This is a genomic window from Sphingobacterium sp. UBA6317, from assembly GCF_002440385.1.
Classification (GTDB): Bacteria; Bacteroidota; Bacteroidia; order Sphingobacteriales; family Sphingobacteriaceae; genus Sphingobacterium; species Sphingobacterium multivorum.
Genome location: NZ_DJTD01000063.1, coordinates 96,559 through 123,090, shown reverse-complemented (window position 1 = coordinate 123,090; position 26,532 = coordinate 96,559). Strand labels below are relative to the sequence as shown.

Here is a 26,532-nt window from a genome sequence, read left to right as displayed (position 1 = left end):
CTGATCTTGGATCGAATTGAACGAATTACTTGAATTTGTTCATGACTTTCGTTTGTCTACTCGTCACGCTTACATGATTGTGTTTTCTTAAAGAACTTTTGTCGCTTCAACTTCCGTATCCGCTATATTCCGATGGCATTGCGCCGTCTTTATCTTTTTTGTTTTTCCCTTCGTTTCCGTTGGGACTGCAAAGGTAGAAATCTTTTCTGAACTTCCAAAAACTTTTTGAAGTTTTTTTTCTTTTCCCTTTTTTCGATTTCCGCGTTTAAACTTAAACCGGGCGGGATTTTTGATCCTGCCAGACTTCTCTTAAACCCTTCTTTTTTCATGGCTCCTTCTCTCGAAGTAACCGTCCCTCCCTTGCGGAGTGGTGCAAAGATAGGGAGTTTTCGGGCAGACTTCCAAGCCTTTTGTTTATTATTTTTTAATATTAAAGTTAACTAACTGTAACATTGAACGATTCATTTAAGATAGCTATGCTTTAAACCGTCCTATCAGGTAAAATTAACCAATTAAACGGCCAAGCTGCTTGCTATAAATTTCAGTTCGCCCCCTTCCTTAACAAGCAATTTCACCGCTAAAAAAGCAAGCTAAATATATTTTACGACCTTCTTCAATATCATATAAGGTCGTTATCGAAACAAAAAAGGTCCAGACGAATGTCTGGACCTTCCTATATAAAATAATCGAGTAACGATTAATCTTCTTCTTTCGAAGCCAACAATTGATCGTACTCCTCGCGAGAGCCCACGATTAAATTGCTGTATTGACGGATACCTGTACCAGAAGGGATCAAGTGACCAACAATTACGTTTTCTTTCAAACCTAATAAGTTATCACGTTTACCTGCGATAGCAGCCTCGTTCAACACTTTTGTAGTCTCTTGGAAAGAGGCAGCAGAGATGAACGATTTCGTACCCAATGAAGCTCTGGTAATACCTTGCAACAATGGACTTGAAGTAGCCGGAATTGCTTCACGAACTTCAACAAGTTTTAAGTCACGACGTTTCAGACTAGAGTTCTCTTCTCTCAACTTACGTAAAGAAACAATTTGTCCCGGACGTAAATTATTAGAGTCCCCTGCATCAACAACAACTTTCTTGTCAAACAAAGAATCATTTTCTTCCATGAAATCCCATTTGTTAACGGCTTCTTTTTCTAAGAAACGAGTATCTCCTGGATCTTCGATGTTAACTTTTTGCATCATTTGGTGAACGATCGTCTCGAAGTGTTTATCGTTGATCTTCACACCTTGCAGACGGTATACCTCTTGGATACCATTCACAATGTAATGTTGCACTGCTGATGGACCTTTGATCGACAAGATATCCGCAGGAGAGATCGAACCATCTGATAATGGCATACCAGCTTTCACAAAGTCATTATCCTGAACAAGGATATGTTTAGAAAGAGGTACCAAGTATTTCTTGATTTGACCATCACGAGACTCGATAGACATCTCACGGTTACCACGTTTCACACCACCCAATGTTACCACACCGTCGATTTCTGTTACTACAGCAGGGTTAGAAGGGTTACGTGCTTCGAATAACTCCGTTACACGTGGTAGACCACCTGTGATATCTCGCGTTTTACCTGTAGAACGAGGGATTTTAACGAGGATACCACCTTCTTTCACTGTTACACCATTAGCAACTGCAACGTGGGCGCCTACCGGGATATTGTAGGTACGAATAACCTCTCCCGATTTATCAAGAATCTTGATGGATGGGTTTTTCGTTTTATCACGTGTTTCAATAATTACCTTCTCTTTGTGACCAGTTTGCTCATCTGACTCTTCACGGAAGGTAACACCTTCGATAATTGCGTCAAATTCAACTTTACCAGCAAATTCAGAAATAATTACTGCATTATATGGATCCCATTCGACCAATTTATCGCCTTTAGCTACTGTACCGCCATCCTCAACGAACAACTGTGAACCATAAGGGATATTTTGTTGGAATACGATTTTATTATGTGCATCAATGATCTTAACCTCACCAGAACGTCCTAAGACTACCTGATGTGTGCCATTATCGTTTGTTTGCGAAACAGTACGTACGTTTTCAAATTCGATTTTACCATCGTATTTAGAAATGATACTTGAATCAGCAGCAATGTTCGATGCCGTACCACCCACGTGGAATGTACGAAGTGTCAACTGTGTACCTGGCTCACCAATTGATTGAGCGGCGATAACACCCACAGCTTCACCTAACTGAACACGCTTACCTGACGCCAAGTTACGTCCGTAACAACAAGCACAAACACCACGCTTAGACTCACAAGTTAATACCGTACGAATCTCAATTCCTTCGATACCTGCTTTTTCGATAGTTTCGGCAATTTCCTCAGTGATATCTTCATTTGCAGAAACGATCAATTCGTCAGTATCCGGATGAAGAACATCATGCAATGGTGTACGACCCAAAATACGATCGAACAATGGTTCAACAACATCATCATTATCTTTCAATGCTGTTGTATAAATACCACGTAAACCACCACAATCTTGTTCCACAACGATCATATCTTGCGCTACGTCATGTAAACGACGTGTCAAGTAACCCGCATCCGCTGTTTTCAATGCTGTATCGGCAAGACCTTTACGCGCACCGTGGGTAGAGATAAAGTACTCCAATACGGACAAACCTTCTTTAAAGTTTGACAAGATCGGGTTTTCGATAATCTCACCACCAGAAGTACCTGATTTTTGAGGTTTCGCCATCAAACCACGCATACCACATAACTGACGGATCTGCTCTTTCGAACCACGGGCTCCAGAATCCAACATCATGTAAACTGAGTTGAATCCTTGGTTATCATTCGAAAGAATATCCATAACGTGTGCCGTCAATCTGTTGTTGATACGCGTCCAGATATCGATGATTTGGTTGTAACGTTCGTTGTTTGTAATGAAACCCATGTTATAGTTATTCATTACTTCTTCAACCTCGTTAGTTGCTTGTTGAATCAATTCAGCTTTCGCAGCAGGAATGTTCAAATCTTCCAAGTTGAACGAAAGACCACCTTTGAAGGCCGTTTGATATCCCAATTCTTTCATATCATCCAAGAACTGTGCTGCACGGGCCATACCCGTAGTCTTCACAATTTCACCGATGATATTACGCAAAGATTTTTTCGTAAGCAATTCATTGACAAATCCCATTTCGTCAGGAACAACTTGGTTGAAGATCACACGACCTACAGTTGTTTCTAATAAGGTATCAACGATGCTACCATCTTTTTGTCTAACTTTTGTTTTTACTTTAATCCAAGCGTGAAGGTCAATTTGCTTCTCATTTAAAGCGATGATAACCTCTTCAGCCGAATAGAAAGTCATATCTTGACCTCTTACGATGTGATCGCCAGCAGTTCTACGGCCTTTAGTAATATAGTAAAGACCCAATACCATGTCTTGAGATGGTACTGTGATTGGAGAACCATTCGCAGGGTTTAAGATATTGTGCGCACCTAACATTAAGATTTGGGCTTCCAAAACTGCAGCATTACCAAGCGGTAAGTGGACTGCCATCTGGTCACCGTCAAAATCGGCGTTGAACGCTGTACACACTAATGGGTGTAATTGAATAGCTTTACCCTCTACTAATGTAGGTTGGAAAGCCTGAATACCCAAACGGTGAAGCGTAGGTGCACGGTTTAGCAATACAGGGTGACCTTTCAATACATTTTCAAGGATATCCCATACCACAGGATCTTTACGATCAACGATTTTTTTAGCTGATTTTACTGTTTTTACAATACCACGCTCGATCATCTTACGAATGATAAACGGTTTGTAAAGTTCTGCAGCCATATCTTTAGGAAGACCACACTCGTGTAATTTCAAGTGAGGACCTACAACAATTACCGAACGAGCCGAATAATCCACACGCTTACCTAACAAGTTTTGACGGAAACGACCTTGTTTACCTTTCAAAATATCAGATAAAGACTTCAATGCACGGTTACCTTCTGTCTTAACAGCGTTCACTTTACGTGAGTTGTCAAACAAAGAGTCTACCGCTTCTTGAAGCATACGTTTTTCGTTACGTAAGATTACTTCAGGAGCCTTGATTTCGATCAAACGTTTTAGACGGTTGTTACGGATAATCACACGACGATATAAGTCATTCAAATCCGAAGTCGCAAAACGACCACCATCCAAAGGCACTAAAGGACGTAATTCAGGTGGAATGATTGGAACGATTTTCACAATCATCCATTCTGGACGATTCTCGATATTTTCACGTGAACTACGGAAAGCCTCAACCACATGAAGGCGTTTTAACGCTTCATTTTTACGTTGTTGAGAAGTTTCGTTAGCAGCTTGGTGACGTAAATCGTATGACAATTGATCCAAATCAATACGTTTCAACAAATCTTCTAACGCCTCAGCACCCATCTTGGCAACGAATTTTTGAGGATCGTTATCGTCTAAATATTGATTTTCTTTTGGTAAGGTATCTAAAATATCTAAATATTCTTCTTCAGTCAAGAAGTCCATAAAGTTGATACCATCTTCTTCTTTAATACCAGCTTGGATAACCACATAACGTTCGTAGTAAATGATCATATCCAATTTCTTGGTAGGAAGTCCCAATAAATAACCAATTTTATTAGGAAGAGAACGGAAATACCAGATGTGTGCAACAGGAACAACCAAATTGATGTGTCCCATACGCTCACGACGTACTTTTTTCTCAGTTACTTCAACACCACAACGGTCACATACGATACCTTTATAACGGATACGTTTGTATTTACCACAGTGACATTCGTAGTCCTTCACAGGACCAAAAATGCGCTCACAGAATAAACCGTCACGTTCTGGTTTGTAGGTACGATAGTTAATCGTTTCCGGTTTTGTAACTTCACCACTTGAGCGTTCCAAAATAGTTTCTGGAGAAGCCAAGCTGATCGTAATCGAAGTGAAGTTGCTTTTAATTTTATTATCTTTTTTGTAAGACATACTTATTCAAAAGTTAAAGCTTTATAAAGAAGCTTTGAAGGACTAAGCCCTTCAAAGCCCTATTTGCTTAATTAATCCAATGTGATATCTAGACCCAATCCACGTAACTCGTGTACCAATACGTTGAACGATTCTGGTACCGATGGTGTCGGAAGGTTGTTACCTTTTACGATTGCCTCGTAAGTTTTGGCACGACCAACCACGTCATCCGATTTCACAGTCAAGATTTCTTGAAGGATGTTAGACGCACCGAATGCTTCCAATGCCCAAACCTCCATCTCACCGAAACGTTGACCACCGAATTGCGCTTTACCACCCAGAGGTTGTTGTGTGATCAATGAGTACGGACCGATTGAACGTGCGTGCATTTTATCATCAACCATGTGACCTAATTTCAACATGTAGATTACACCCACTGTCGTCGGTTGATCGAAACGGTCACCTGTCAATCCGTTGTACAAATATGTACGTCCAGATTTTGGTAGGCCAGCTTTCGCAACCCAATCTTGTACCTGATCCATTTCAGCACCATCAAAGATAGGTGTAGCAAATTTCACACCCAATTTTTGACCTGCCCAACCCAATACGGTCTCGTAGATCTGTCCCAAGTTCATCCGTGAAGGTACCCCTAGTGGGTTCAACACGATATCAACTGGTGTTCCATCTTCTAAGAATGGCATATCCTCATCACGTACGATACGTGCAACGATACCTTTGTTACCGTGACGACCGGCCATCTTATCCCCTACTTTCAACTTACGTTTTTTAGCAACGTAAACTTTAGCCATCTGCACAATTCCTGATGGAAGTTCATCACCGACAGATACTGCGAATTTATCACGTTTGAATGAACCTAACTCTTCATTAATCTTGATATTGTAATTATGAAGAGCCATTTTGATCAACTCGTTTTTATCTTCGTCAGTTGTCCATCCCATTGGGTTGATGTTGTTGTAATCTAATTCAGCCAGGATTTTTTGCGTAAACTTAGCTCCCTTAGCAACCAACAACTCTTTATAGACATTGTATACCCCTTGGCTTGTTTTACCATTCACGACAGTGAATAATTTTTCAACCAAACGATCTTTCAATGATTTAACTGCTCTATCGTGAGCAACCTCTAGTTTCTCTAAAGTTTTACGCTCAACCTCTTTAGACATTTTCTTCGCACGCGAGAATAACTTCGTATCAATAACAACACCTTTTAATGATGGTGGAGTTTTCAATGAAGCATCTTTCACGTCACCAGCTTTGTCACCAAAGATTGCACGTAATAATTTCTCTTCTGGAGAAGGATCTGACTCACCTTTAGGTGTGATTTTACCAATTAAGATATCACCACCACCAACTTCAGCACCGATACGGATAATACCGTTTTCGTCTAAGTCTTTTGTCGCTTCTTCAGATACGTTAGGAATATCAGCTGTTAACTCTTCTTCACCACGTTTTGTATCACGAACTTCAAGTTCGAATTCTTCAATGTGAAGAGAAGTAAACCAGTCTTCTTTCGCTACACGCTCAGAAATTACGATCGCATCCTCAAAGTTATATCCTTGCCAAGGCATGAATGCTACTTTCAAGTTACGACCTAATGCCAATTCACCATTTTCAGTTGCATAACCTTCACATAATACCTGTCCTGGTTCAACTCGTTGACCTTTCTTAACGATAGGTTTCAAGTTCATACATGTATTTTGGTTGGTTTTCTTGAATTTGATCAATTTATACGTTTTGACATCATCATCGAATGATACAAGACGATCATCGTCGTTTCTGTCGTAACGGATTTTGATTTCATCAGCATCTACATATTCTACTACACCATGACCTTCCGCATTGATCAATGTACGTGAATCTTTCGCTACACGACCTTCAAGACCAGTACCTACGATAGGAGCTTGTGGACGCAATACAGGCACGGCCTGACGTTGCATGTTCGATCCCATCAATGCACGGTTGGCATCATCATGTTCCAAGAAAGGAATTAATGAAGCCGCAATAGATGTAATTTGGTTTGGAGCAACGTCCATATAATCAAGCATATTAGGCTCGATAATTGGGAAGTCACCCTCATATCTGGCTTTCACTTTCGCATCTTCGAAATTACCTTTGTCATCATACAAAGCATTCGCTTGTGCGATTGTTTTACCATCTTCATCCTCAGCAGATAAATATACGACTGGCTCGTCAACCACAACAACCCCATCTTTTACCTTACGGTAAGGAGTCTCGATAAATCCTAAGTGGTTAATTTTCGCATGTACAGCCAATGAGGAGATCAAACCGATGTTTGGACCCTCAGGAGTTTCAATTGTACAAAGACGACCGTAGTGTGTATAGTGAACGTCACGAACCTCGAAACCTGCACGCTCACGAGAAAGACCACCTGGACCTAAAGCTGACAAACGACGCTTATGCGTAATTTCAGCAAGAGGATTAGTCTGGTCCATGAACTGAGACAACTGGTTTGTACCAAAGAACGAATTGATTACGGACGAAAGTGTACGAGCATTAATCAAATCGGTCGGCGTAAACACCTCATTATCACGAATGTTCATACGCTCACGGATTGTACGGGCCATACGAGATAGACCTACACCAAATTGAGCATATAATTGTTCACCTACAGTACGTACACGACGGTTTGACAAGTGGTCAATATCATCTACTTCAGCTTTAGAGTTGATCAAATTGATCAAATACTTCACAATCGCAATGATATCCTCACGGGTTAATACTTTCGTATCGTCCGGAGTTCCCAACTTCAACTTACGATTGATACGGTAACGACCTACATCACCTAAATCGTAACGTTTGTCAGAGAAGAATAAACGATCGATGATACCACGAGCAGTTTCCTCATCTGGTGGTTCAGCGTTACGCAATTGACGATAGATATGTTCTACCGCTTCTTTTTCTGAGTTGGACGTATCTTTTTGTAAAGTGTTATATATAATAGAATAGTCCGCATTGTTTGATTCATCATCTTTCGCTAAGATAATAGACTTAACGCCAGCTTCGATAATCAAATCAATGTGATCTTCTTCTAGAACAGTTTCACGCTCAAGGATAATTTCGTTACGGTCGATAGATACAACTTCACCTGTATCCTCATCCACGAAATCTTCTACCCATTTTTTCAATACCCTAGCCGCAAGACGACGACCAACATATTTTTTAAGACCAGATTTACTAACTTTTACTTCATCCGCTAAATCGAACAATTCTAAGATATCTTTATCCGAATCGTAACCGATAGCACGCAATAAGGTCGTAACTGGGAATTTCTTTTTACGGTCGATGTACGCATACATGACGTTATTTACGTCAGTTGCAAATTCGATCCAAGATCCTTTGAAAGGAATTACCCTTGCAGAATAAAGTTTAGTACCATTTGTGTGTCTACTTTGACCAAAGAAAACGCCTGGTGAACGGTGTAATTGCGATACGATGACACGCTCTGCACCATTTACCACGAAAGTACCTTTAGGAGTCATATAAGGGATAGTCCCTAAATATACATCCTGAACAATAGTTTCGAAATCTTCGTGTTCTTCATCATTACAAGATAACTTTAACTTAGCCTTTAAAGGAACGCTATAAGTCAAGCCGCGCTCGATACACTCTTGGATATCATAACGTGGTGGATCAATGAAATAATCCAAAAACTCTAGCACAAAAATGTTTCTTGAATCAGAAATAGGGAAGTTTTCCGAGAATACCTTGAACAGCCCTTCCTGATGGCGGTTGTCAGAAGTAGTTTCTAATTGAAAAAACTCCTTGAAAGATTCCAATTGCACATCTAAGAAATCTGGATATTCCAATACTTTCTTACTTGTCGCAAAGTTTATTCTTTCTTGTTGAATATTATTGTTTGCCAAGGGAATATGAATTTTAGTTTTAAAAAAACTGCGCTTACACTTATGCTGTAAACCACCTTTCCACTGTGCCCAGCATATACACAGCATAGTGGCGTATTGATATAAATAGGAATAGACTCTGACGAAAAATCGTCAGAGTCTAAACCTTTTCGGGCTAATTAGTTGAGATTATTTAATCTCAACAACAGCACCAGCTTCTTCTAATTGTTTTTTCAAAGCTTCTGCTTCGTCTTTAGATACACCAGCTTTTAATTCTTTAGGTGCTCCGTCAACTAAATCTTTAGCTTCTTTCAAGCCTAATCCAGCTAAATCTTTAACCAATTTAACTACAGCTAATTTTTGACCACCAGCTTCTTTCAAGATAACGTCAAATGAAGTTTTCTCTTCTGCAGCAGCAGCACCACCTTCAGCTGGAGCAGCAGCTACAGCAACAGCAGCAGCAGCAGGCTCGATGCCATACTCGTCTTTTAAGATATCAGCTAATTCTTTAACTTCTTTTACTGTTAAGTTAACTAACTGTTCAGCAAGTTGTTTTAAATCTGCCATTTTATTTTGAATTTTTGAATGTACTTTATAAAAATTGTTAATTAAATTGTAACGAATGTTTCTGTTCTAGAGGATTCGTTAACCTCTTTCTTCTAAAGCTTTTACTAAACCTGCAACAGTATTTCCTCCTGATTGAAGAGCTGAAATAACATTTTTCGCAGGAGATTCCAAGGCTGCGATAACGTCCGCAATAAGTTCGTTTTTAGATTTAAGATTAACTAATGCAGTTAATTGATTATCTCCAACGAATGCAGTTGCTTCAATGAAAGCCGCTTTTAACAACGGTTTTTCACCTGATTTACGCAATTCTTTGATTAATTTCGCAGGCGCATTAGCGACTTCTGAAAACATCATTGTAGACGCTCCTTTAAGCGTTCCAAAGATTTCTTCTTCATCAACACCAGCTTCGATTAATGCTTTCTTGATTAAAGTGTTTTTTACAGCTTTAATCTCGATGCCTTGTTCAAAACATTTACGACGAATGTTATTCACTTTTTCAACTGACAACTCAGCAGTATCGGTAATGTAGAAGTTACCGTAAGATTTAATCTGTTCGGCCAAAGCTAGAACAATTTCTTGTTTTTCTTCTTTTCTCATGATTAAATACCTGCTACTGATTTAGTCTCAATATGAATACCAGGACTCATAGTTGAGGAAATGTGAATACTTTTAAAGTAAGTTCCTTTAGCTGCAGATGGTTTCAAACGAGCTAGAGTTTGTAATACCTCTAGTGCGTTATCATATATCTTATCTGCATCGAACGACGCTTTACCAATAGAAGTATGGATGATACCGGTTTTGTCAACTTTGAAATCGATCTTACCACCTTTTACATCTGTTACAGCTTTACCAACTTCTGTTGTAACTGTACCAGTTTTAGGGTTAGGCATCAAGTTTCTTGGACCTAAAATACGACCCAATTTACCAACTTTAGCCATAACACTAGGCATAGTAATAATGATATCAACGTCAGTCCAACCACCTTCAATTTTGCTGATGTAATCATCTAAACCTACGTAGTCTGCACCTGCCGCTTTAGCTTCTTCTTCCTTATCAGGAGTACATAAAACTAAAACACGAACAGTTTTACCAGTACCGTGAGGTAATGTTGCAATACCACGAACCATTTGATTTGCTTTACGAGGATCTACGCCCAAACGAACGTCGATATCCACAGAAGCATCAAATTTGGTCAATGAGATTTCTTTAACTAAAGCCGAAGCTTCTTTCAAAGAGTATGCTTTACCAGCTTCAATTTTGGATAGTGCCGCTTTTTGATTTTTTGTTAATCTAGCCACTTTTCTTAAATTGATTTCTTAATTAATTGTTCCAAGGAGCATTACCTGATACAGTAATACCCATACTACGTGCTGTACCAGCTACCATTTTCATAGCAGCCTCTACAGTAAATGCATTTAAATCAGGCATTTTATCTTTAGCGATTGTCTCAACTTGTTCCCAAGTGATAGCCGCAACTTTTTTACGGTTAGGCTCGCCAGATCCACTTTTTAATTTCGCAGCGTCTTTCAACTGAACTGCTACCGGTGGAGTCTTGATGATAAAATCAAATGATTTATCAGCGTAAACTGTAATGACAACAGGCAATATTTGACCTGGTTTGTCTTGCGTACGAGCGTTAAACTGCTTACAGAAATCCATGATATTCACACCTTTAGCACCTAATGCAGGTCCTACTGGAGGTGAAGGATTCGCAGCTCCGCCCTTAACTTGTAATTTTACTAACGCACTGACTTCTTTTGCCATTTTGTTTTGAATTTAATTTTGTTAAATGTCTGTTAGTAAGTTGGAAGCAAATAACGTAACATTCATCGGCCAGGACGTAACACCCCAACCGAGGTGCAAAGTTAATAAGAAGATTTGAATCCTGCAAGTATCTAACTTTTAATTTTTCAGGAATTTATACTTTTTTTAAAAAGCTGGCATCCATTCGTTTATTTTTCAAATATATCACCGACCTCTCTATTCACCCCGAGCATAAAAGCCATCAAAACTATTTACAAATACAATAAAAAAAACACTAATAACCAACGTATATAGCATGTATTTCATCGGGTTAGGTTTCAATTTTTGATAATTCGATGGTAAGCTCCGATAAGGCTACTCTTTAATTTTTAAAATATTTCCCAATTGATCTTTAATCCCTTTAGGCAAAGCGGGGATTCCGTAGCTATCGAGATCATTCCAATAGGTGCGCTGATAATCACTGCTTCCTTTCAGAAATATACTTTTTGCAAATTGCTTTTTGTATTCAGTAAATTGATTTGTGGAGATATACTCCTTTTCAAGCACATAAAATTCATCAGATGACTCTATCGGCATATTTTCAACTTGGCTCTTTTTCTTAACGCTAGCGACAGCTGACCTCACGACACTGACCAAATGATCCATTGTTAAATTATCCGGAGTTACATGCGCATACGTTTCTATCGTTACGCCACTATGTTGACGGCCCTGTATTTTAAATATCTTTCGGTCAATTGAGGTACCCGGCGCTACCCGATTTAGATATACCTGCCCTTTTCCCTCGTTGGAAACTTGTACAAAGCCCATGTTTGTACTCCCTTGTTTTATAAACCGCCGACCTTTATCCTTCTCCAACCGAAATCCTTTCGGCAACTGATAGGCGATCGAAGTGTTTTTAAGATTGATCACGCTTGGATTATAGGAAAAAAAAGTTCCCATCTTATCTGCGAGATCTTGCGTAGCACCTTTATTTTCAAAAATGCGGTACCCCTTCAGAATAAACCGAACCTTTTCTTTCTTATTCTTTAGTGGAATATAATACGAAATTATGCCATCGACAAAATATCCCATCTTATCATTAAGTAAAGCAAGGTTCCGAAAATACCCTTTTAAAACAACATAGTCAGCCTTACTCCGATCGCCTATCGCTACCTCATCAATCTTAATTGATCGGGGAACTATTTTGATCTTGCCCATCGTCTTTACTTCCGAAAAAGGCACCATCAAGCTACTATAGGCAACATGCTGAAAAGTTAGATTCACGGTTTTTTCCTGTTTCAACGAATCCAACACAACTTCTCCGGCTATATTTGTTGCACCAAGTAAGCTACCGTTATCCGCATACAGATTGACACCACTTATAGGTTCCTGTGTTAGGCTATCAATGACTTTAATTTGTGCATTGGCCAAGACAGAAATCATCGTTAATATCCCGATAATAAATCCTATTCTTATTTCAAATTTCATTTCAGTCCTTTTTATTTGGCCTTTATTAATTAATTAGGGATTAACAGTATCCAATAATCTTCTATAATTCTACTTATTTATTTCTGGTCCTATTATACCCTTCATTAAATGCATCAATAAAGGCGCTACTATTCATGATGACATAAACGATGAGAGCGAGCACCACTACTACTGCTGCAAATTTTAAAAGTTTCTTAATTTCCATAATTATTTAGATTTAACTATTGTCCCAAAAATAGACATTATGATATAGTTGTACCACAACCTGTGGTTACATAGCGACAAATTACCGTTAAATATCAATTAATCAATTGGAGATTTTCACCAAGTTGTTTTACCAGTCCATCGTTGATCGCTGGAATATGATAGTCTTCCAACTTCTCCCAAAATCGTGTCTTATAATTGCTTTTTTGGAGCGTTGTGTAAATACTCTTCGTCAAGCCCTTTTGATTAGATTTATATTCCTCTTCCGTTATATACCCATTCTCCATGACATAAAATTCATTAAGTATCTCACAAGGGATATGGCCGTATTCCTTTTTGCGTTTTAAAGACGCAACAATATTTTGGTAAAGGGCTGTTAAATTGAAAGGCGTCATGCTGTTTAATTCGGTTGCATTATAATTTTCAATTGTAACCTCGTGAAACGTCTTCGCCTCTAGGCTAAAAAGTTTTTCATTCACTACAGTATCTGGCAACACCTTATCCAAATACAATTGAACATTACTTCGATCAGCATCTGTCGTCAGGTGCCCTACCTCATTTCCTTTTTTCAACAAGCGAATACGGCTAGACGTATCGTTTTCCTTAACGAGATCATTTAATCGATCCGCTAATTTTCTATTATCTATTTCCGTAATCCTAGGAATCTGGAAGAAAGATCGCATTTTTGCATTATAATCCTTAGCGACAATAGAATCTACAAACACACGATAATCAATCAATCTATATTTAGGTTTACCCTTCTTCAACGGAATATAAAACTCTACAATTCCGTCCGAAAAATACTTATACTGATGATCAAATGTCTCTAGGGAGCGGAAATACCCTTTCAATACCACGACTTCTTTTGGCTTTGCCGTAACAGTGACTTCTTTTAAGACTTGAGGTCTTGACTCCAAAAAATATAGTTGTTTATCGTCCAGCGATACTAATGAAAAGGTTTTGTTTTCATAGGAGATATGTTGTACCGTAACTGCTAATGGTAGTTTTTGCTTCTTCACTCCATTATCGAGAAACTGAGTTACACCAGTTTTATCTGTAAATCCAATCAATGTCCCTTTTTCATTGTAAATATTTAATGAGGGAATTGGCAACTTATTCTGAGCGCCGACAAACTGTATCTGCGCTTTGCATAATAGCCCGGCTAACAAACAGATCAGAATAAATGTAAATTTTAGTTTCATATGCATAGTCAACCTACTAAAAGGCTACTATATTGGCCATGCCTGTAGCGCAACTCATTATTTTTATACCTATATTTTCATGAGAACGGCTATAAAGCTCACCAATAGATGTAAACCCAATCCATAGATAAAATCAATTACTATCAAGCTATAACCTGTTGCTCTAAGTAACCAGATCAAGCCCTTTTCACCAGAGAGGTGTCCAGCTCACACAGTAATAAAGCAACCCTGATCTTTGATCAAATTCGGAATAATCGTTATCCAGTTTATATTCAGAATTCTGTTAACTTTACTTTGTTCGTAGCATACATCTTTTATAAAGCTCAACTATTTAGATTTCGCTCAAATATAGCAACATTTTGGCTCCAATCAGAAACACCATTATAAAATGTACAATGTAGCTTATCCCCCATCAATTTCGACTATTTTTTTGGAAATCGATTACTGCACGCCAAAATTTTCTTATCTAAAATATTTATGGATAAAAACCATTAGATTAATAATAGCATGTAGCAATGTGGTATGCCAAAGTCCTGAACCTTTATTCTTAAACTCCATAATAAAAAAGAATAAGACTAAATTTATACCCATCAAAAAAGTATAAATGAAATAATAAGAGCTATATAAATGAGTCAAAGCGAAAAGAAGGGCAGAAATTAAAACTATCCATATTTTTTTCTTTTTAAAAAAAACATATGTAGACAGAAGTTTTACGGGTATAAATTGAAATAGTAATGTCTCAAAAAATGGCCCTAAAATTAGTGCATATATGAATATTTTCAATATACTTTGATCTCGAGTTACCGCATTTGAAACCGATTCAAACTTGAATAAATCAATAAGTATTACGTGACACAAAACATCAATACTCAGATAAGAAACTATCATAAGAGTATATAAATAAAGCACAGGTAATTTCAACAATCGATTTATATATTTTGACATGTATTTCCTTTTTGATGAAACTGTATGATAAGTCTATATGGATAAACCTTTACAACAGTAAGTTATGAAAGAATAATTTAACCAGCTAAAACGGACAATTTTCACATCGTAAATTGTCCGTTTTTCATTTTAGATAGTGATCTTAAGCGACTTCATAAGTTATAAATTAAAACTTTAAGGCATAACTACACCTAACATATAAGGTCTTACCCGTAACGGTTCTTTGCAATGAGCATATGGGGTGAGCATTTTCCAAATAATTCCAAACTTTATAGATTTGAAACCTTGCTTCGCAAAGGATACGAATACAATACCATGAATCAATTCATTAAGAACGACACCGATAATAATGACAATGCCATAAACCCATCATGCATTCGAAACTTTATGATATAGGCGATCTTTAATTGCCGCCAGCTCTTTCTTTAGATCCCACAATAAATAAAAGGGCACTCCATATAAAACGATGAGACCATCGAAAAACAATAAGCGTATTCTATCAAGGGACTATACTTCCTTTATCTCAAAAAATAACAATCCTAATCAATTGCCGTCAAGCTATAACCTTTTGCTCTAAGTAACGAGATCAAGCCCTTTTCACCAGACAGGTGTCCAGCTCCCACAGCAATAAAGCAACCCTGGTCTTTGATCAAATTCGGAATAATCGTTGTCCAGTTTATATTCCGCCCTGTCAAGAGCTTTTCTTTCTGTTCGACAGACATCCATGTAGGATCCTCAATCAATGCAGTTAATTCTTTGAGGTTTTCATTTTTATAGGCATTGACCATTTTGGCCGTTAGAGCGGGATATTTATCCAACTGCAATACCCAGTCCATAAATAACTTTGGCGTAATCAAGTCTTTCAATAACCCGAATTGATAATCTGCTGTTTCAAGTTCGCCAATTGTTTTACCCTGAGCGGAGGCCAGAGCCGATAGCTCAATTTCATATGATTTCAACTTTGTTGGATCAGGACAATTAAAGCCTTTCATTGAAAATAAGGAAGCCATTGTTACCGGTGAAACATGATCCAATAATTTAATTGAAAGCTGCTGTGCCAACAAGACGCTATCCATTTTACGCACTTCGCTATCGGTAAAGTTTTTAATAAAACTAGGGTCAGGTACGGCAAATGCCTGTAGGACCTCCATATTTTCAGGTTTCGACAGATCCACTTCAAATACGACTTTCTGACTCGAATTAAGCGCATCCAGGCATTTTTGTTTGATCTCAAAATCGTCAGGGCACAACATGTGGATCGTACCAAACAGATAGGAATCTTGTTTAAGTCCATTTCCCGAGATTTTCCACAGCATCGAATTCCCCTGCGCAAAACCACTAAAAGTGATTATAAAAAAAAGTAATAGAAGAATAAAGTGTTTTTTCATCCGTTTAAATTTAAGGTTTTTATTTATTTTTGGCCGCATTAAAACCATCTTCAAATCCTCGAATAAATTCGCCGACATTAGATAGCAGATAGACACAAAATGCCAGAATAGCTATTATTACTACAAATAATAAAATTGTTTTAGTTTCCATAAATATTTAGATTTAGTTACTGTCCCAAAAATAAACATTAGGATATATCTATATTACAAGGGTGAGGCTAAAGGAAAAATTAGGAAGTTAAGAATTTATCACACAAGTATTTAGACTAGAATCTCAGCTCAAATATCGTTTTGTAATCACAAATCCGCTGGATTAGTAACCTTTTTCAAAATAAAGCAACCTCCCTCAGTAGGATGATCAAGTACCAGGTTATCTTTATTCTCTTTATAAATTAAATTTAAAATCATGAAATCTCCGACTGCCGCACCAGAGAAGAAAATTGCAAAAAATAAAAGTGGTAAATTTCCAGTAAAAATTGAATAAATCGCGGGTAAAAAGCCAACAAGGAGAAAAGGCATAACTACACCTAACATATAAGGTCTTACCCGTAACGGTTCTTTGCAATGAGCATATGGAGTGAGCATTTTCCAAATAATTCCAAACTTTATGGATTTGAAACCTTGCTTCGCAAAGGATGCGAATACAATGCCATGAATCAATTCATGAAGAACGACACCGATAATAATGACAATACCATAAACCCACCATGCATTCGAAGCTTTATTATATAGGCTATCTTTAATTGCCGCCAGCTCTTCCTTTAGATCCCACAGTAAACAAAAAGGTATCCCGTATAAGAGAATGAAAACAGCGAAAAACAACATGCCTATCATGTTAGCTTTAGACATACTAATCAATCTCGGCTCTACAACAAACCCTGGATAATCTATTAATTCATTCATTAATTTTCTCACATTATTCTCATCAACTACTCTTCAATTGCCAATAGCACAAGTCAAAACACCATTACTTTCTTTGAACTAGGGTAGAAAAAGTAATAATGTCTTCAAATTATATTTATAGAAGATGCTTTTCTCCTATAAATTTATACCATAGTTTATTCTTATAGCCTGCGATTCATCATTATTTAGTGGTATTAATTTATATACGGGCTTTATTTTTTTGATTATGTGCAACCATTGCACGGATAAGTAGCAAAATTAGAAAAATTCGATAGCCAAATATAATAATCAAGTTATGACTTTTTACTAACAACATAATTTAAATATCTTAATTTAAAGCCCAATCCAATGGAATAATTCTTATATTCACAACTTTTTAATAATTTCAATATCATGCTACTCTCCCCTTTTTTACTTATTTTGGGCCCATATATAAATAAAATGTTAACATTAATAGAAAACCGAAACCTAATAATTCACGTGTGCATTTCTTTCATATCTGGAAACTGTAAATAAGATAACGCCAAACAAGATACTCCTAATCAGAAGACTTGCAAACCCTCCTTCTATCCCATAATTTCCTCCCAACCAATAATCATTGGTTGGCAAAATAAGACTATATAAACCACTTTTTGTTGTTCCACTCATTGGAAGTGAAAATAACCATTGAATATAATTCCAACCGAAGTGTAATCCAACAGGATAATATATAGATTTCGTATGAATATAAGCATATGCATAAATTATACCACCTAGAAAATGGGAAGCAAATGCTGTGGTCGTAAAATGAGAATTTCCTAGATGACATGCAGCAAATAACACAGCGGAAATTATTACTGATTTTTTCTTATTAAAAAATCTACTCAACCCGCGAATCAAATAATACCGAAAGACAATCTCTTCAAAAAAAGCTGTACAGATACATATTAGAAAGATATTAAATTGATCAGACATGGTAATAGTATTGGAGGCTATATCTAAGCCAAACAATAGAAAAAACACAATCAATATAATACTTGATTGTAAAGTACCAAATATTAAAAGTTTTATTTTTTGTTTCAATAAATCAAAATTAGGACGAACCTAAGTAGTAAAGTACTTAGGTTCTTACGTAAAATAGTTTTTATTTTCAAAGCACTAAATTACCCATGAATTGCTGTAGGGCCACCAATGGATCCATCTAGATCTCTCTGTTGAGCCTGAAAAAATCGACCTAAAACCCAAAAAAAAGCTTCTGTCATACCATCTCCACCGTTTACTTCAATAATCTCAGAATTAGTCAATTCTGTTAGTTCTATTTTGTTCATAAATTTACAAGTTTATAAAGCTTCACCATTTATTCCTCTTTCAAATGCAGCAACGTTTTGTCTCCAATCAGCAACGACATTATATAAAAATGTCCCCAAAGCAGCTTGCCACCATCCCCCATCAATTACTTCCATTTCTTTCGCATCCATTTCCTGAACACCGAAACCTTTTAAATCTAATGTATTCATTTTTTTGATTTATAAAAAATTAGTCCCTACTCTATTGTTAGCCTTTTCGGATTCCTGCTCTATTGATCAACACTACTAAATTACTTTTGCTCAATGCACAAAAAAAGCATTCAGAAAATGATTTGAAATAAAATTATCACCCGCATTTGCTTGTCTCATCTGATTTAAATCCAGCAAATGAATATTTTCCTGCTGAACCTCTACCTTGATTTGGATTGAATAGTCTTTTTCATAGTAATACGTATTAAGCGATCTATCAAAAGTAATTGGAGCACCAATATCTCTAAGATATTCAATAATACGGGCCAATCGTGACACAGAAAGCCCGAGGCGGACTGCTAGTTCTGACTGCGTCCCCGTCCTTCTTTGGCGGATCAACTTGTCCAACAAATTAATCCGATCTATATATTGAAATAGCTTCATAATGATTTTAATTTATCGATCCATAAATCTGATAGCGCAGCATGAGCTGATTGAACACCACAGTATATTTGCTGCGGATCGTTTCCGACTCCGCTTTAATCAAATTACTTTTACTCGTATTGACATCATAGATCGATGCCTTGCCCGCTTCAAAACTCCGCAAGGTGTAATCCAAAGATTGCGCTGTTGCCGTGCTCGCTTCTACCGCAATACCATATTGCTTTCTGTTCTCATCCAATTCAAGCAATAGCTTATCTAAGATCTGCTGCTGAGCAAACTTTTCATTATCAATCGCCAATTGTATATTTTGCTGGTTCAAGTCGATCTGCTTCAACTGACGTTTTGTTTTTCCTTTGTTGAAGATGGGCACCGAAACCGTCACAGCGAGCTGCTGGGCAAAGTTGTCTTTACTCTGTACAAAAAAAGATCGCGTATTGTCCGCTTTAAAAGCATTGAAATAGGTACTTCCCAAGCCAGCGGATCCCTTTACCGTCGGAAATAACGCTGCTTTAACCAACTTGGACTCGACCTCAAGTCCAACAGCTTGACTTCGAAACTTAGCAAATACCGGATTATGCAAATAAGCTTCTTCCCGCAGGTTCGATATATCCGAAAAAGTATGCTCTTGCAGAAGATCACTCTCCGCTACTGGGACAGCCAGGCTTAAGTTATTATAGTCCGGGTAGTTCATCAGCTGGGCTAGTTTGAGCAAGGACTGTTGTCTATCTTTGTGATATTGTTGGTATTGCTGTTTCTCCCGTGCCAGATTGGCTTTTGCTTCGGCAACTACCGACACTGCTGTTGCCCCTACCGCCGTACTTTTCTGGGCCTTATCCAAGAGTTGCTGTGAAAACTGCATGGCCGAATCCTGTGAGACCAGCAGTGCCTGAGCCAGCAAGGTCTGCAGATAGGCTTCCATCAGCTGAACGGTAAGATTCCGTTTCAATATCTCTTTTTCGATATGTTCCTGTTCCGCTTCGGAAGCAGCTTTCTTGGCCTGGTTTCGAAAATAGTTATATTGGTATAGGGTCAGCTCCGCATTGATCCCCATGTTGCTATTCAGATTGTCATTGCGCCGAATCGTACCAAACACATCCTGTGATGATCCAAAAGTGGTATAACCATTTGCGTAGCCGCTCACACTTGGCAAGCGTTCCCGCACTGCCATTTCCTGATCCAGCACTTTTATCTTAGCCTTGATGTCCTGCTGTTTGATCGGCAGATTATGAGCCACAGCATAGTCGATACAATCCTGTAAAGTCCAGGCTCGCTGCGCCAGTACATTCGTAGATAACAGTATGTTTATAGTAATAAACCAACACTTTATCCTACTTCTTTGATAATTGTTCATCATTGAATAAAAAACAACAGTTAGTTTAACACGATCGATTGCTTTTTCCACATATCCTTATAGGCAGACTCTTGGGCTAACAACTGATTATGCTCCCCTTGTTCGATAAGTACACCATCTTTAAGCACCATAATGGTATCGGCCTCGGCAATCGTACTCAACCGATGGGCAATCACAATCATCGTCTTACCCGAATCTTTAAAGCGACGGAATGCCCGCTGGATTACCTGTTCTGTTGAAGTATCCAAAGCTGAAGTTGCTTCGTCTAAAATCAGAATGTCCGGATTGCGGTATAATGCTCGTGCAATGGCAATTCGTTGCCGCTGTCCACCGGATAGCATGGATCCATTTTCACCCAGCTGGGTTTCAAAACCAGCTGGCAGCTTTTCAATAAAAGACATCATGTCCAATTCATTGACTACTTGCAATAGCCGCTGAAAATTGGGAATATCTTCTCCGACGGCAATATTGCTAACGACGTTACCCGAAAAAAGATCGATCTGCTGGGGCACGATGGCAATGCGTTCCCGAAGGGAGCTCTTCGAAATATAGTTCAGATCGTATTGCCCAATAGAAATCTTCCCCTCCTGTAATGGATACAGCTGTTGAATAAGCGCTCCCAGCGTAGTCTTACCGCTTCCACTTTCTCCGATCACAGCCGTCATCTTGCTCTGTTGTATCCGGCAGCTAAAATTTCGGAATACCTCTACCCGTGATCCGTAAGAAAAACGAACATTATCAAAGACAATATCCCCAACCAGATCCGAAGTAAGCTGTAATTTTTCTTCTGATTCTTCGCGCTCCAGATCCATAATTTCAAACAGGCGATCTGCTGCAATCAATGCATTTTGCAATGTCTTGTTCATGCCGATCAATTGCGTCACCGGACCTGTAAAATAACCGATCAGGGCGTAAAATGAGAGTAGTTCTCCCGGTGTGATCGTACGTTCGATCACATAGTATGAGCCAACCCATAAGAGGATAATGGTAAATAACCGTGACAATAACTCGCCAGAGGTACTGGAAAACAAGCCATTCATCACCGAGGCATAAATGGTTTTCAATACATGCGAAAACCGATTGTCTGTACCACTATTAAAATAAGTTTCAATGCCAAACTGCTTGATAGTCTTGACCGAATTGAGCGATTCGACCAGATGAGATTCCAGTTCGGCCCCTTCTTCCATCATCCGGCGCTCTACTTTTTTGTTCAGTTTATTCGAAAGCCAATAGACCCCAAGATAAAAAGGGATAACAAGCAACATGATCAAAGCCAGCTTCCAGAAGTAGGTAAACATAAGCGCAAAGGAAAAGACTACGATCAACACATTAACGACCGCTTGTATGGCTACATCGTTGATAAAAGCACGAATTTTGACTGCATCATTGACCCGCGATATAATCTCGCCTACTTTCATTGTATCAAAGAAGCGTTGCGGAAGGCTCAGCAAGTGCTTATAGTAACCCAAAATCAGGTATTTATCGATCCTTTGCCCCGTCTGCAGGACCATGACACTTTTCAATGTACCAATGAGCAACTGAAAAATCAGAATGACCAACATACCGATCGAAAGAAGGTTCAATAAGCGCAGATTGCCATCGACCAGTACATAATCGGTAATTTTCTCAATGTAAAACGATGTTGAAAGCCCCAGCAGCGTATACACAGCAGCTCCCACCAGTGCCTGAACGATCACCGAGCGATGCGGCCGGATCAGATTCCAGAATCTCTTGTAAACATCGATCTTCTCATTTTTCTGTTCAAAATATTCATTGGGTTCCATTAAGATCAACACCCCAGTCCAAATCTTCTGAAAGGCCTCAAAGGTATATTTTTCTACTTTTCCCAAACCAGGATCCATCACCGTAATTTTATCCTTTTCCACCTGATAGATTACCACATAGTGTTGGAGCTGCTCTTTTAGCACAACATGGGCAATTGCTGGTAAAGGTATCTGCGGAATGGCATCTATAGCGCCCTTGACACCTTTGGCATTAAAACCCATTTGTTGCAGTCCTTGAACCATACCTAACACATTGGTACCACGCGTATCGGTGTGACAGAATTGTCTAATCTTGGCAATAGGAATATGTGTACCATAATAGCCCGCAATAGAAGCCAGACAGGCCGCCCCACAGTCACGGATATCGTGCTGCTTAATGCAAACAGGAGATTTTTTCATTACAAATTTACTGTTGTCAGATTAATAAAGAAATTTTTATAATGCGCTCGTTTTAGCGCCAAGATTTGGATTGAACAGATTGTCGGCCCGATCGAACAGGAGCTGCCATAACGTACGGTCCAAGAGGTAAAACCGCGCATTAAATGTATTTCCCTTTCCTACAAAGGCCTTATTTCCATTGGGGAGGCTCAGAAAGTTTTGATCCATACGGCACCTGACCTTAAAAAAGGATCCTTTTTGTTGATCGTTTACCAGATTGTAGTCAATATCATGCACTGTCCCCGAAAGAAATCCCCATTGGTTATAATTATACGTGTCCATCTGGAATTTGACCGATTGATTCTTTTTGATATAGCCGATCGATTTGGCAGGCACCATACATTCAGCTATAAGCTGATCCTCTGGCGAAATTTCCAAAATATCCTGTCCCTGCACGAGCTGTCCTCCTTTTTGATATCCTTTAAAATTAACCACTGTACCTGTTATGGGCGCTCGAACAATATAATTTTGACCATCAATCAAGATAGACTTTTTCTCGGACGACAGCGACTGTGCCTTCTGTTTCAGTTCGACCAACTTAGCGCTCCATTGCGCCATCTGCTGCTTCCGTATCGTCAAAAACTGATTTTCAAGTTGTTCAAAAGAGTATTGTGTTTTATCAAGTTCTGCTTGGGAAACCACCCCCTGGCTGAATAGCTGATTATGTCGGTCCAGTTCACGGCGTGCTAAGGTAAGCTGCGACTGTATTTCAGACATACGTTGTTCCATGGACAGATATTCCAGTTGATATTGTCCACTTTGCAGACTTTTTGCCCTACCATCAAGAATAAGTTTTAGATCAGCGATTTGCCTCGCATAGTCATCCGTTAAACCCTTATTTAGAGACAATTTATTTTCCAGATCTTCGGAAACAATGATTAGTAGTGTATCCCCCTGTTTTACCTGCTGATTGTTGCCTACTATACGGTTGTCAATAATACGGCCACTGACCAAGGATAGCATCTTTGTATTCTCCATCGTAGGCCTGACGATTCCCTGTGCCGAAATTGAAATCGGCACTTTGATAAGCGGTAATAATATCAACCCTATAATTATAGCCACTATCAGCAGCAGGTATATAATATTTGTTCTTTTCATCTTGGTTTTAATCAACAATACAAAACTGTCTATTGTTGATTAAATCCACCACAACCTGAGGTTGTATTTTTAAATTTTCATCAAAATCTGTACTTGACACCTACCGCACTATATCCAACTAAATTCTTAAAAGATTGAAAATTTTCAATTCCATTTTGATTATTAAAAACAGACAAAACAGCGTTGTTTTTAAAACCTAAATTCTGCAACATGTTTTCACAAGTCAATATCAGTTCTAGCTTTTTACTAATGATATATACCGAGGAAAGATCTATATCCATAAACTCGCGCCGTTGATCAACACTATTTATAACGCTATATTTAAGCATTGTCTTCCATTCCGTCCTTTTATGATTAAATTTTGGCCCCAACAAAATCATTAGTGAGTTCTGATCCGTTAGAAGTCCATCTTGATAACCATACCGTGTATAATCGTTTTTGAGGGTCATAGAAATGTTGATCGCTCCTGAGGAAAAAGAATTTAGATTTAGCATATAACCATGATTCCGCTGCTTAATCTGCGATTCTCCAGCACCCGAAAACTGATAAGAGCGGTTGTTCTGATAGTTATAGAACAAGGAAACATTCATAGGAAACTGATCTTTAAAAAGATTTTGTGCATAAGAGACATCTAGCCCTACATTTCGATACCCCTGAACCAATTTCAAATTTCTTAAAAGCGGAAAAGTCATATCAATAAATTGTACCAGCGCTTTTTCACTGTGCTGTCTATAGAGATTTATTCTAAAAGATTGCCCTTTAAATGGAAAATCATATAAATAGCCGAGCTTTACTGTATTGATTGCATAAATATCATGCAGCAATTGATGGTTTCCAAGTATTGTCTGATCATAAGAGATTACGCGCTGGCTTAGCCCTGATTTGACGTCAGGTGCTTGGGTAGTTCTTCCCCAATTAAAAATTAAACGATTTTTCTTAAATCGATCCAAAAAGTAATCCAAATTAATGTTAGCCAATAAAAAAGTAGAAGTAGATATAGAATCAAATACTTCGATTCTTTGACGCTGCAAGGCTATTGTACTACGAAGGTTAAAGCGTTTTAAATTAAAATTTGCTTCTGTGCGAGCTATATATCGCGTTTTGGCTTGGTTAATATTATCAGGAATAAAGCTATTATGTATATTACTATAAGATAATTCATAGACAAGTGTATTTACTTTTCCCAAAAGCTGTCTCAAATTAGTATGCAATATACTTTCATTGCTTGAAAATTTAATATTCTGTTTATTCCGATTAGTCTGCTCTTTCGTTGTCTCTAAATATTGAAGTTGCCAAGTATCTCTTGAAATCTCATTTTTCCAGTCCCAGCCCATATTCCAGGCTAAGGCATTATTTATCTTGGTCTCATAAGTCAAACGATTTGATAAAATATTGCTCCTCTGCTCCGTCATCTCTCCGAGATTAAAAAGCTCCTTTGTTTGAGGATATATTGATTCGTAACTTCCCTCTCCTTTCAAACGGTCTTGATAACTGGAAAAGATATTTTTGGCAATACTACTTTCACTCAATTTATATCGGAAATTCAACATAGTACCGATCATTCTAGCGCGCAAACTATCCGTACTATTTTTTTCATAAAGATTATTTCCTAAAAATCTGGAATTCTCTTCAGAGAGTCGGATGGACTTCAAATAATTTAAATTCAGAACCGCTTGTAATGAATATCGCTCCGTGTTCTTTTTAATCATTGTCGCATTCAATAAGCTAGATTCATTATTTAGCGTAATGTCCTTCGTATAAAATACCTTCTTATTCTGAGAGGAATAATAACTTGAAGCGACATTGTTAGAACGTATTGCGCCTGCATAATCCTCACTCGACCAGTCCTTATCAAAGACATTATTGATATTCGTCAACGAAAACAAAGAAAGATTGTCGCCAAAATAAAAGAGAAAGGGTTTAAATTTATACTTATTCTTATAGCCTAGAAATGCTTCCACATTTCCTTTCAATATATTCGTAAAACTATCTTTCACCTTTAGATCCAACACTTTCTCTTCATGCTCATTGCCAAGATTGACACGAAATGGATCCTGATAATTGGCAATCACTCTTATGTGATCTAACATTCCAGATTCCATGTTCTCCAAAGCTATTTTATTTTGAAACTCGAAGACTTCTTTACCATTGATCAGAATTTTATTAATCTCTTTCCCACCATGCACGATTTTGTAATTTTCATCGACTTTGAATCCAGGAATCCGTAATAAAATCTCTTTCAGATTGTCTCTATCTTGAAGATTCAAAGCCTTAAGATTATAGACCGTCGTATCATTATTAAAGGACGCAAAGCCTTTGTTCATATTTACCAATACTTCATCCATGCGAATAGACTCATCGCTTAGCATGATCACTGCAGGAAAATCAGATGCTTTACTCACTTTAGTTCGAAAAGTTTGAAAAGACATAGATCTCACCTTTAGTATGAACGGAAATCCATGTTCACGCAAACGGTATCTGCCTTTGTCGTCCGTCGTCATATAGTGCAGCATACGATCAGAATCCTGTACACTATAGAGACTAATTATTGCTCCTGAAATCGGATCTCCACTGGTTCGGGAAACTACACGACCATCAAGCAGCTGAGCTGAAGCACAATAACAAGAAAAAATGAAGAAAATACCCGACCAAAACCTCATTTGTTGT

The 26,532-nt window shown here is 38.1% G+C and carries 21 protein-coding genes; all 21 read right to left on the bottom strand.

Annotated elements, in window-relative coordinates:
* Nucleotides 1-697: 697 nt before the first annotated feature.
* The 21 genes from rpoC to B3E92_RS20765 all read right to left on the bottom strand — a co-directional run bounded on the left by rpoC (nt 698) and on the right by B3E92_RS20765 (nt 26,525).
* On the bottom strand, nt 698-4,975 hold the full coding sequence (gene rpoC, locus B3E92_RS20855) for a DNA-directed RNA polymerase subunit beta' (protein ID WP_070566328.1): 4,278 nt from the start codon (nt 4,973-4,975) through the stop codon (nt 698-700).
* Between the two features lie 71 nt (nt 4,976-5,046).
* Nucleotides 5,047-8,856 carry a DNA-directed RNA polymerase subunit beta gene (rpoB, locus tag B3E92_RS20850; RefSeq protein WP_046672286.1) on the bottom strand — a complete coding sequence of 1,270 codons (3,810 nt, stop codon included), beginning with the start codon at nt 8,854-8,856 and terminating at the stop codon, nt 5,047-5,049.
* Nucleotides 8,857-9,024: 168 nt separating this feature from the next.
* Nucleotides 9,025-9,402: a 50S ribosomal protein L7/L12 gene (gene rplL / locus B3E92_RS20845; protein WP_002992785.1), complete on the bottom strand. Its 378-nt coding sequence runs from the start codon at nt 9,400-9,402 to the stop codon at nt 9,025-9,027.
* Between the two features lie 78 nt (nt 9,403-9,480).
* Nucleotides 9,481-9,999 (bottom strand): 50S ribosomal protein L10, encoded by a 519-nt coding sequence (gene rplJ, locus B3E92_RS20840; RefSeq protein ID WP_046672239.1) that lies wholly within the window; start codon nt 9,997-9,999, stop codon nt 9,481-9,483.
* A 2-nt stretch (nt 10,000-10,001) separates the two neighbouring features.
* The gene (rplA, locus tag B3E92_RS20835; RefSeq protein WP_046672240.1) at nt 10,002-10,700 is read right to left on the bottom strand and encodes a 50S ribosomal protein L1; all 699 of its coding nucleotides are present in this window, start codon (nt 10,698-10,700) and stop codon (nt 10,002-10,004) included.
* A gap of 22 nt (nt 10,701-10,722) precedes the next feature.
* Entirely contained in the window at nt 10,723-11,166 is a 444-nt protein-coding gene (gene rplK, locus B3E92_RS20830; RefSeq protein ID WP_286775308.1) for a 50S ribosomal protein L11, read from the bottom strand.
* A 354-nt stretch (nt 11,167-11,520) separates the two neighbouring features.
* Nucleotides 11,521-12,633, bottom strand: coding sequence for a hypothetical protein (locus B3E92_RS20825; protein ID WP_286898118.1), 1,113 nt, complete (start codon nt 12,631-12,633; stop codon nt 11,521-11,523).
* Nucleotides 12,634-12,932: 299 nt separating this feature from the next.
* Nucleotides 12,933-14,039: a hypothetical protein gene (locus B3E92_RS20820; RefSeq protein ID WP_145329983.1), complete on the bottom strand. Its 1,107-nt coding sequence runs from the start codon at nt 14,037-14,039 to the stop codon at nt 12,933-12,935.
* Between the two features lie 462 nt (nt 14,040-14,501).
* A complete protein-coding gene (locus B3E92_RS24415) occupies nt 14,502-14,927 on the bottom strand; it encodes a type II CAAX prenyl endopeptidase Rce1 family protein (protein ID WP_376747257.1) in 426 nt (141 codons plus the stop codon).
* A gap of 231 nt (nt 14,928-15,158) precedes the next feature.
* Nucleotides 15,159-15,329, bottom strand: coding sequence for a DUF3267 domain-containing protein (locus tag B3E92_RS24410; RefSeq protein WP_368072491.1), 171 nt, complete (start codon nt 15,327-15,329; stop codon nt 15,159-15,161).
* A gap of 194 nt (nt 15,330-15,523) precedes the next feature.
* On the bottom strand, nt 15,524-16,372 hold the full coding sequence (locus tag B3E92_RS20815) for a TraB/GumN family protein (protein WP_157698365.1): 849 nt from the start codon (nt 16,370-16,372) through the stop codon (nt 15,524-15,526).
* Nucleotides 16,373-16,391: 19 nt separating this feature from the next.
* Nucleotides 16,392-16,523 carry a hypothetical protein gene (locus B3E92_RS20810; protein ID WP_262896115.1) on the bottom strand — a complete coding sequence of 44 codons (132 nt, stop codon included), beginning with the start codon at nt 16,521-16,523 and terminating at the stop codon, nt 16,392-16,394.
* Nucleotides 16,524-16,669: 146 nt separating this feature from the next.
* Nucleotides 16,670-17,275 (bottom strand): DUF3267 domain-containing protein, encoded by a 606-nt coding sequence (locus tag B3E92_RS20805; protein ID WP_070566313.1) that lies wholly within the window; start codon nt 17,273-17,275, stop codon nt 16,670-16,672.
* A gap of 468 nt (nt 17,276-17,743) precedes the next feature.
* A complete protein-coding gene (locus B3E92_RS20800; protein ID WP_070566311.1) occupies nt 17,744-18,337 on the bottom strand; it encodes a CPBP family intramembrane glutamic endopeptidase in 594 nt (197 codons plus the stop codon).
* 80 nt (nt 18,338-18,417) lie between these two features.
* Nucleotides 18,418-18,582: a hypothetical protein gene (locus B3E92_RS20795; protein WP_157625908.1), complete on the bottom strand. Its 165-nt coding sequence runs from the start codon at nt 18,580-18,582 to the stop codon at nt 18,418-18,420.
* Between the two features lie 12 nt (nt 18,583-18,594).
* Nucleotides 18,595-18,771 (bottom strand): hypothetical protein, encoded by a 177-nt coding sequence (locus tag B3E92_RS20790; protein ID WP_175441997.1) that lies wholly within the window; start codon nt 18,769-18,771, stop codon nt 18,595-18,597.
* A 90-nt stretch (nt 18,772-18,861) separates the two neighbouring features.
* A complete protein-coding gene (locus B3E92_RS20785) occupies nt 18,862-19,194 on the bottom strand; it encodes a hypothetical protein (RefSeq protein WP_070566309.1) in 333 nt (110 codons plus the stop codon).
* 7 nt (nt 19,195-19,201) lie between these two features.
* Complete coding sequence (locus B3E92_RS20780) at nt 19,202-20,548, bottom strand: TolC family protein (protein ID WP_286850964.1); 1,347 nt, start codon at nt 20,546-20,548, stop codon at nt 19,202-19,204.
* 17 nt (nt 20,549-20,565) lie between these two features.
* Nucleotides 20,566-22,728 (bottom strand): peptidase domain-containing ABC transporter, encoded by a 2,163-nt coding sequence (locus tag B3E92_RS20775; RefSeq protein WP_286898117.1) that lies wholly within the window; start codon nt 22,726-22,728, stop codon nt 20,566-20,568.
* A 36-nt stretch (nt 22,729-22,764) separates the two neighbouring features.
* Nucleotides 22,765-23,865, bottom strand: a complete 1,101-nt coding sequence (locus tag B3E92_RS20770; RefSeq protein ID WP_286850966.1) for an HlyD family secretion protein — start codon at nt 23,863-23,865, stop codon at nt 22,765-22,767.
* 80 nt (nt 23,866-23,945) lie between these two features.
* On the bottom strand, nt 23,946-26,525 hold the full coding sequence (locus B3E92_RS20765) for a carboxypeptidase-like regulatory domain-containing protein (RefSeq protein ID WP_145329977.1): 2,580 nt from the start codon (nt 26,523-26,525) through the stop codon (nt 23,946-23,948).
* Nucleotides 26,526-26,532 lie beyond the last annotated feature (7 nt).

Coding starts and splice junctions, on each gene's coding strand:
- B3E92_RS20775 (WP_286898117.1), bottom strand. CDS start 22,728: ATGAAAAAATCTCCTGTTTGCATTAAGCAGCACGATATCCGTGACTGT.
- B3E92_RS20825 (WP_286898118.1), bottom strand. CDS start 12,633: ATGAAATTTGAAATAAGAATAGGATTTATTATCGGGATATTAACGATG.
- B3E92_RS20780 (WP_286850964.1), bottom strand. CDS start 20,548: ATGATGAACAATTATCAAAGAAGTAGGATAAAGTGTTGGTTTATTACT.
- B3E92_RS20795 (WP_157625908.1), bottom strand. CDS start 18,582: ATGAACAAAATAGAACTAACAGAATTGACTAATTCTGAGATTATTGAA.
- rplJ (WP_046672239.1), bottom strand. CDS start 9,999: ATGAGAAAAGAAGAAAAACAAGAAATTGTTCTAGCTTTGGCCGAACAG.
- B3E92_RS20790 (WP_175441997.1), bottom strand. CDS start 18,771: ATGAATACATTAGATTTAAAAGGTTTCGGTGTTCAGGAAATGGATGCG.
- B3E92_RS24415 (WP_376747257.1), bottom strand. CDS start 14,927: ATGATAGTTTCTTATCTGAGTATTGATGTTTTGTGTCACGTAATACTT.
- rplL (WP_002992785.1), bottom strand. CDS start 9,402: ATGGCAGATTTAAAACAACTTGCTGAACAGTTAGTTAACTTAACAGTA.
- B3E92_RS20820 (WP_145329983.1), bottom strand. CDS start 14,039: ATGAAACTAAAATTTACATTTATTCTGATCTGTTTGTTAGCCGGGCTA.
- B3E92_RS20785 (WP_070566309.1), bottom strand. CDS start 19,194: ATGAAGCTATTTCAATATATAGATCGGATTAATTTGTTGGACAAGTTG.
- rplK (WP_286775308.1), bottom strand. CDS start 11,166: ATGGCAAAAGAAGTCAGTGCGTTAGTAAAATTACAAGTTAAGGGCGGA.
- B3E92_RS20805 (WP_070566313.1), bottom strand. CDS start 17,275: ATGAATGAATTAATAGATTATCCAGGGTTTGTTGTAGAGCCGAGATTG.
- rpoC (WP_070566328.1), bottom strand. CDS start 4,975: ATGTCTTACAAAAAAGATAATAAAATTAAAAGCAACTTCACTTCGATT.
- B3E92_RS20765 (WP_145329977.1), bottom strand. CDS start 26,525: ATGAGGTTTTGGTCGGGTATTTTCTTCATTTTTTCTTGTTATTGTGCT.
- B3E92_RS20770 (WP_286850966.1), bottom strand. CDS start 23,865: ATGAAAAGAACAAATATTATATACCTGCTGCTGATAGTGGCTATAATT.
- B3E92_RS20815 (WP_157698365.1), bottom strand. CDS start 16,372: ATGAAAAAACACTTTATTCTTCTATTACTTTTTTTTATAATCACTTTT.
- B3E92_RS20810 (WP_262896115.1), bottom strand. CDS start 16,523: ATGGAAACTAAAACAATTTTATTATTTGTAGTAATAATAGCTATTCTG.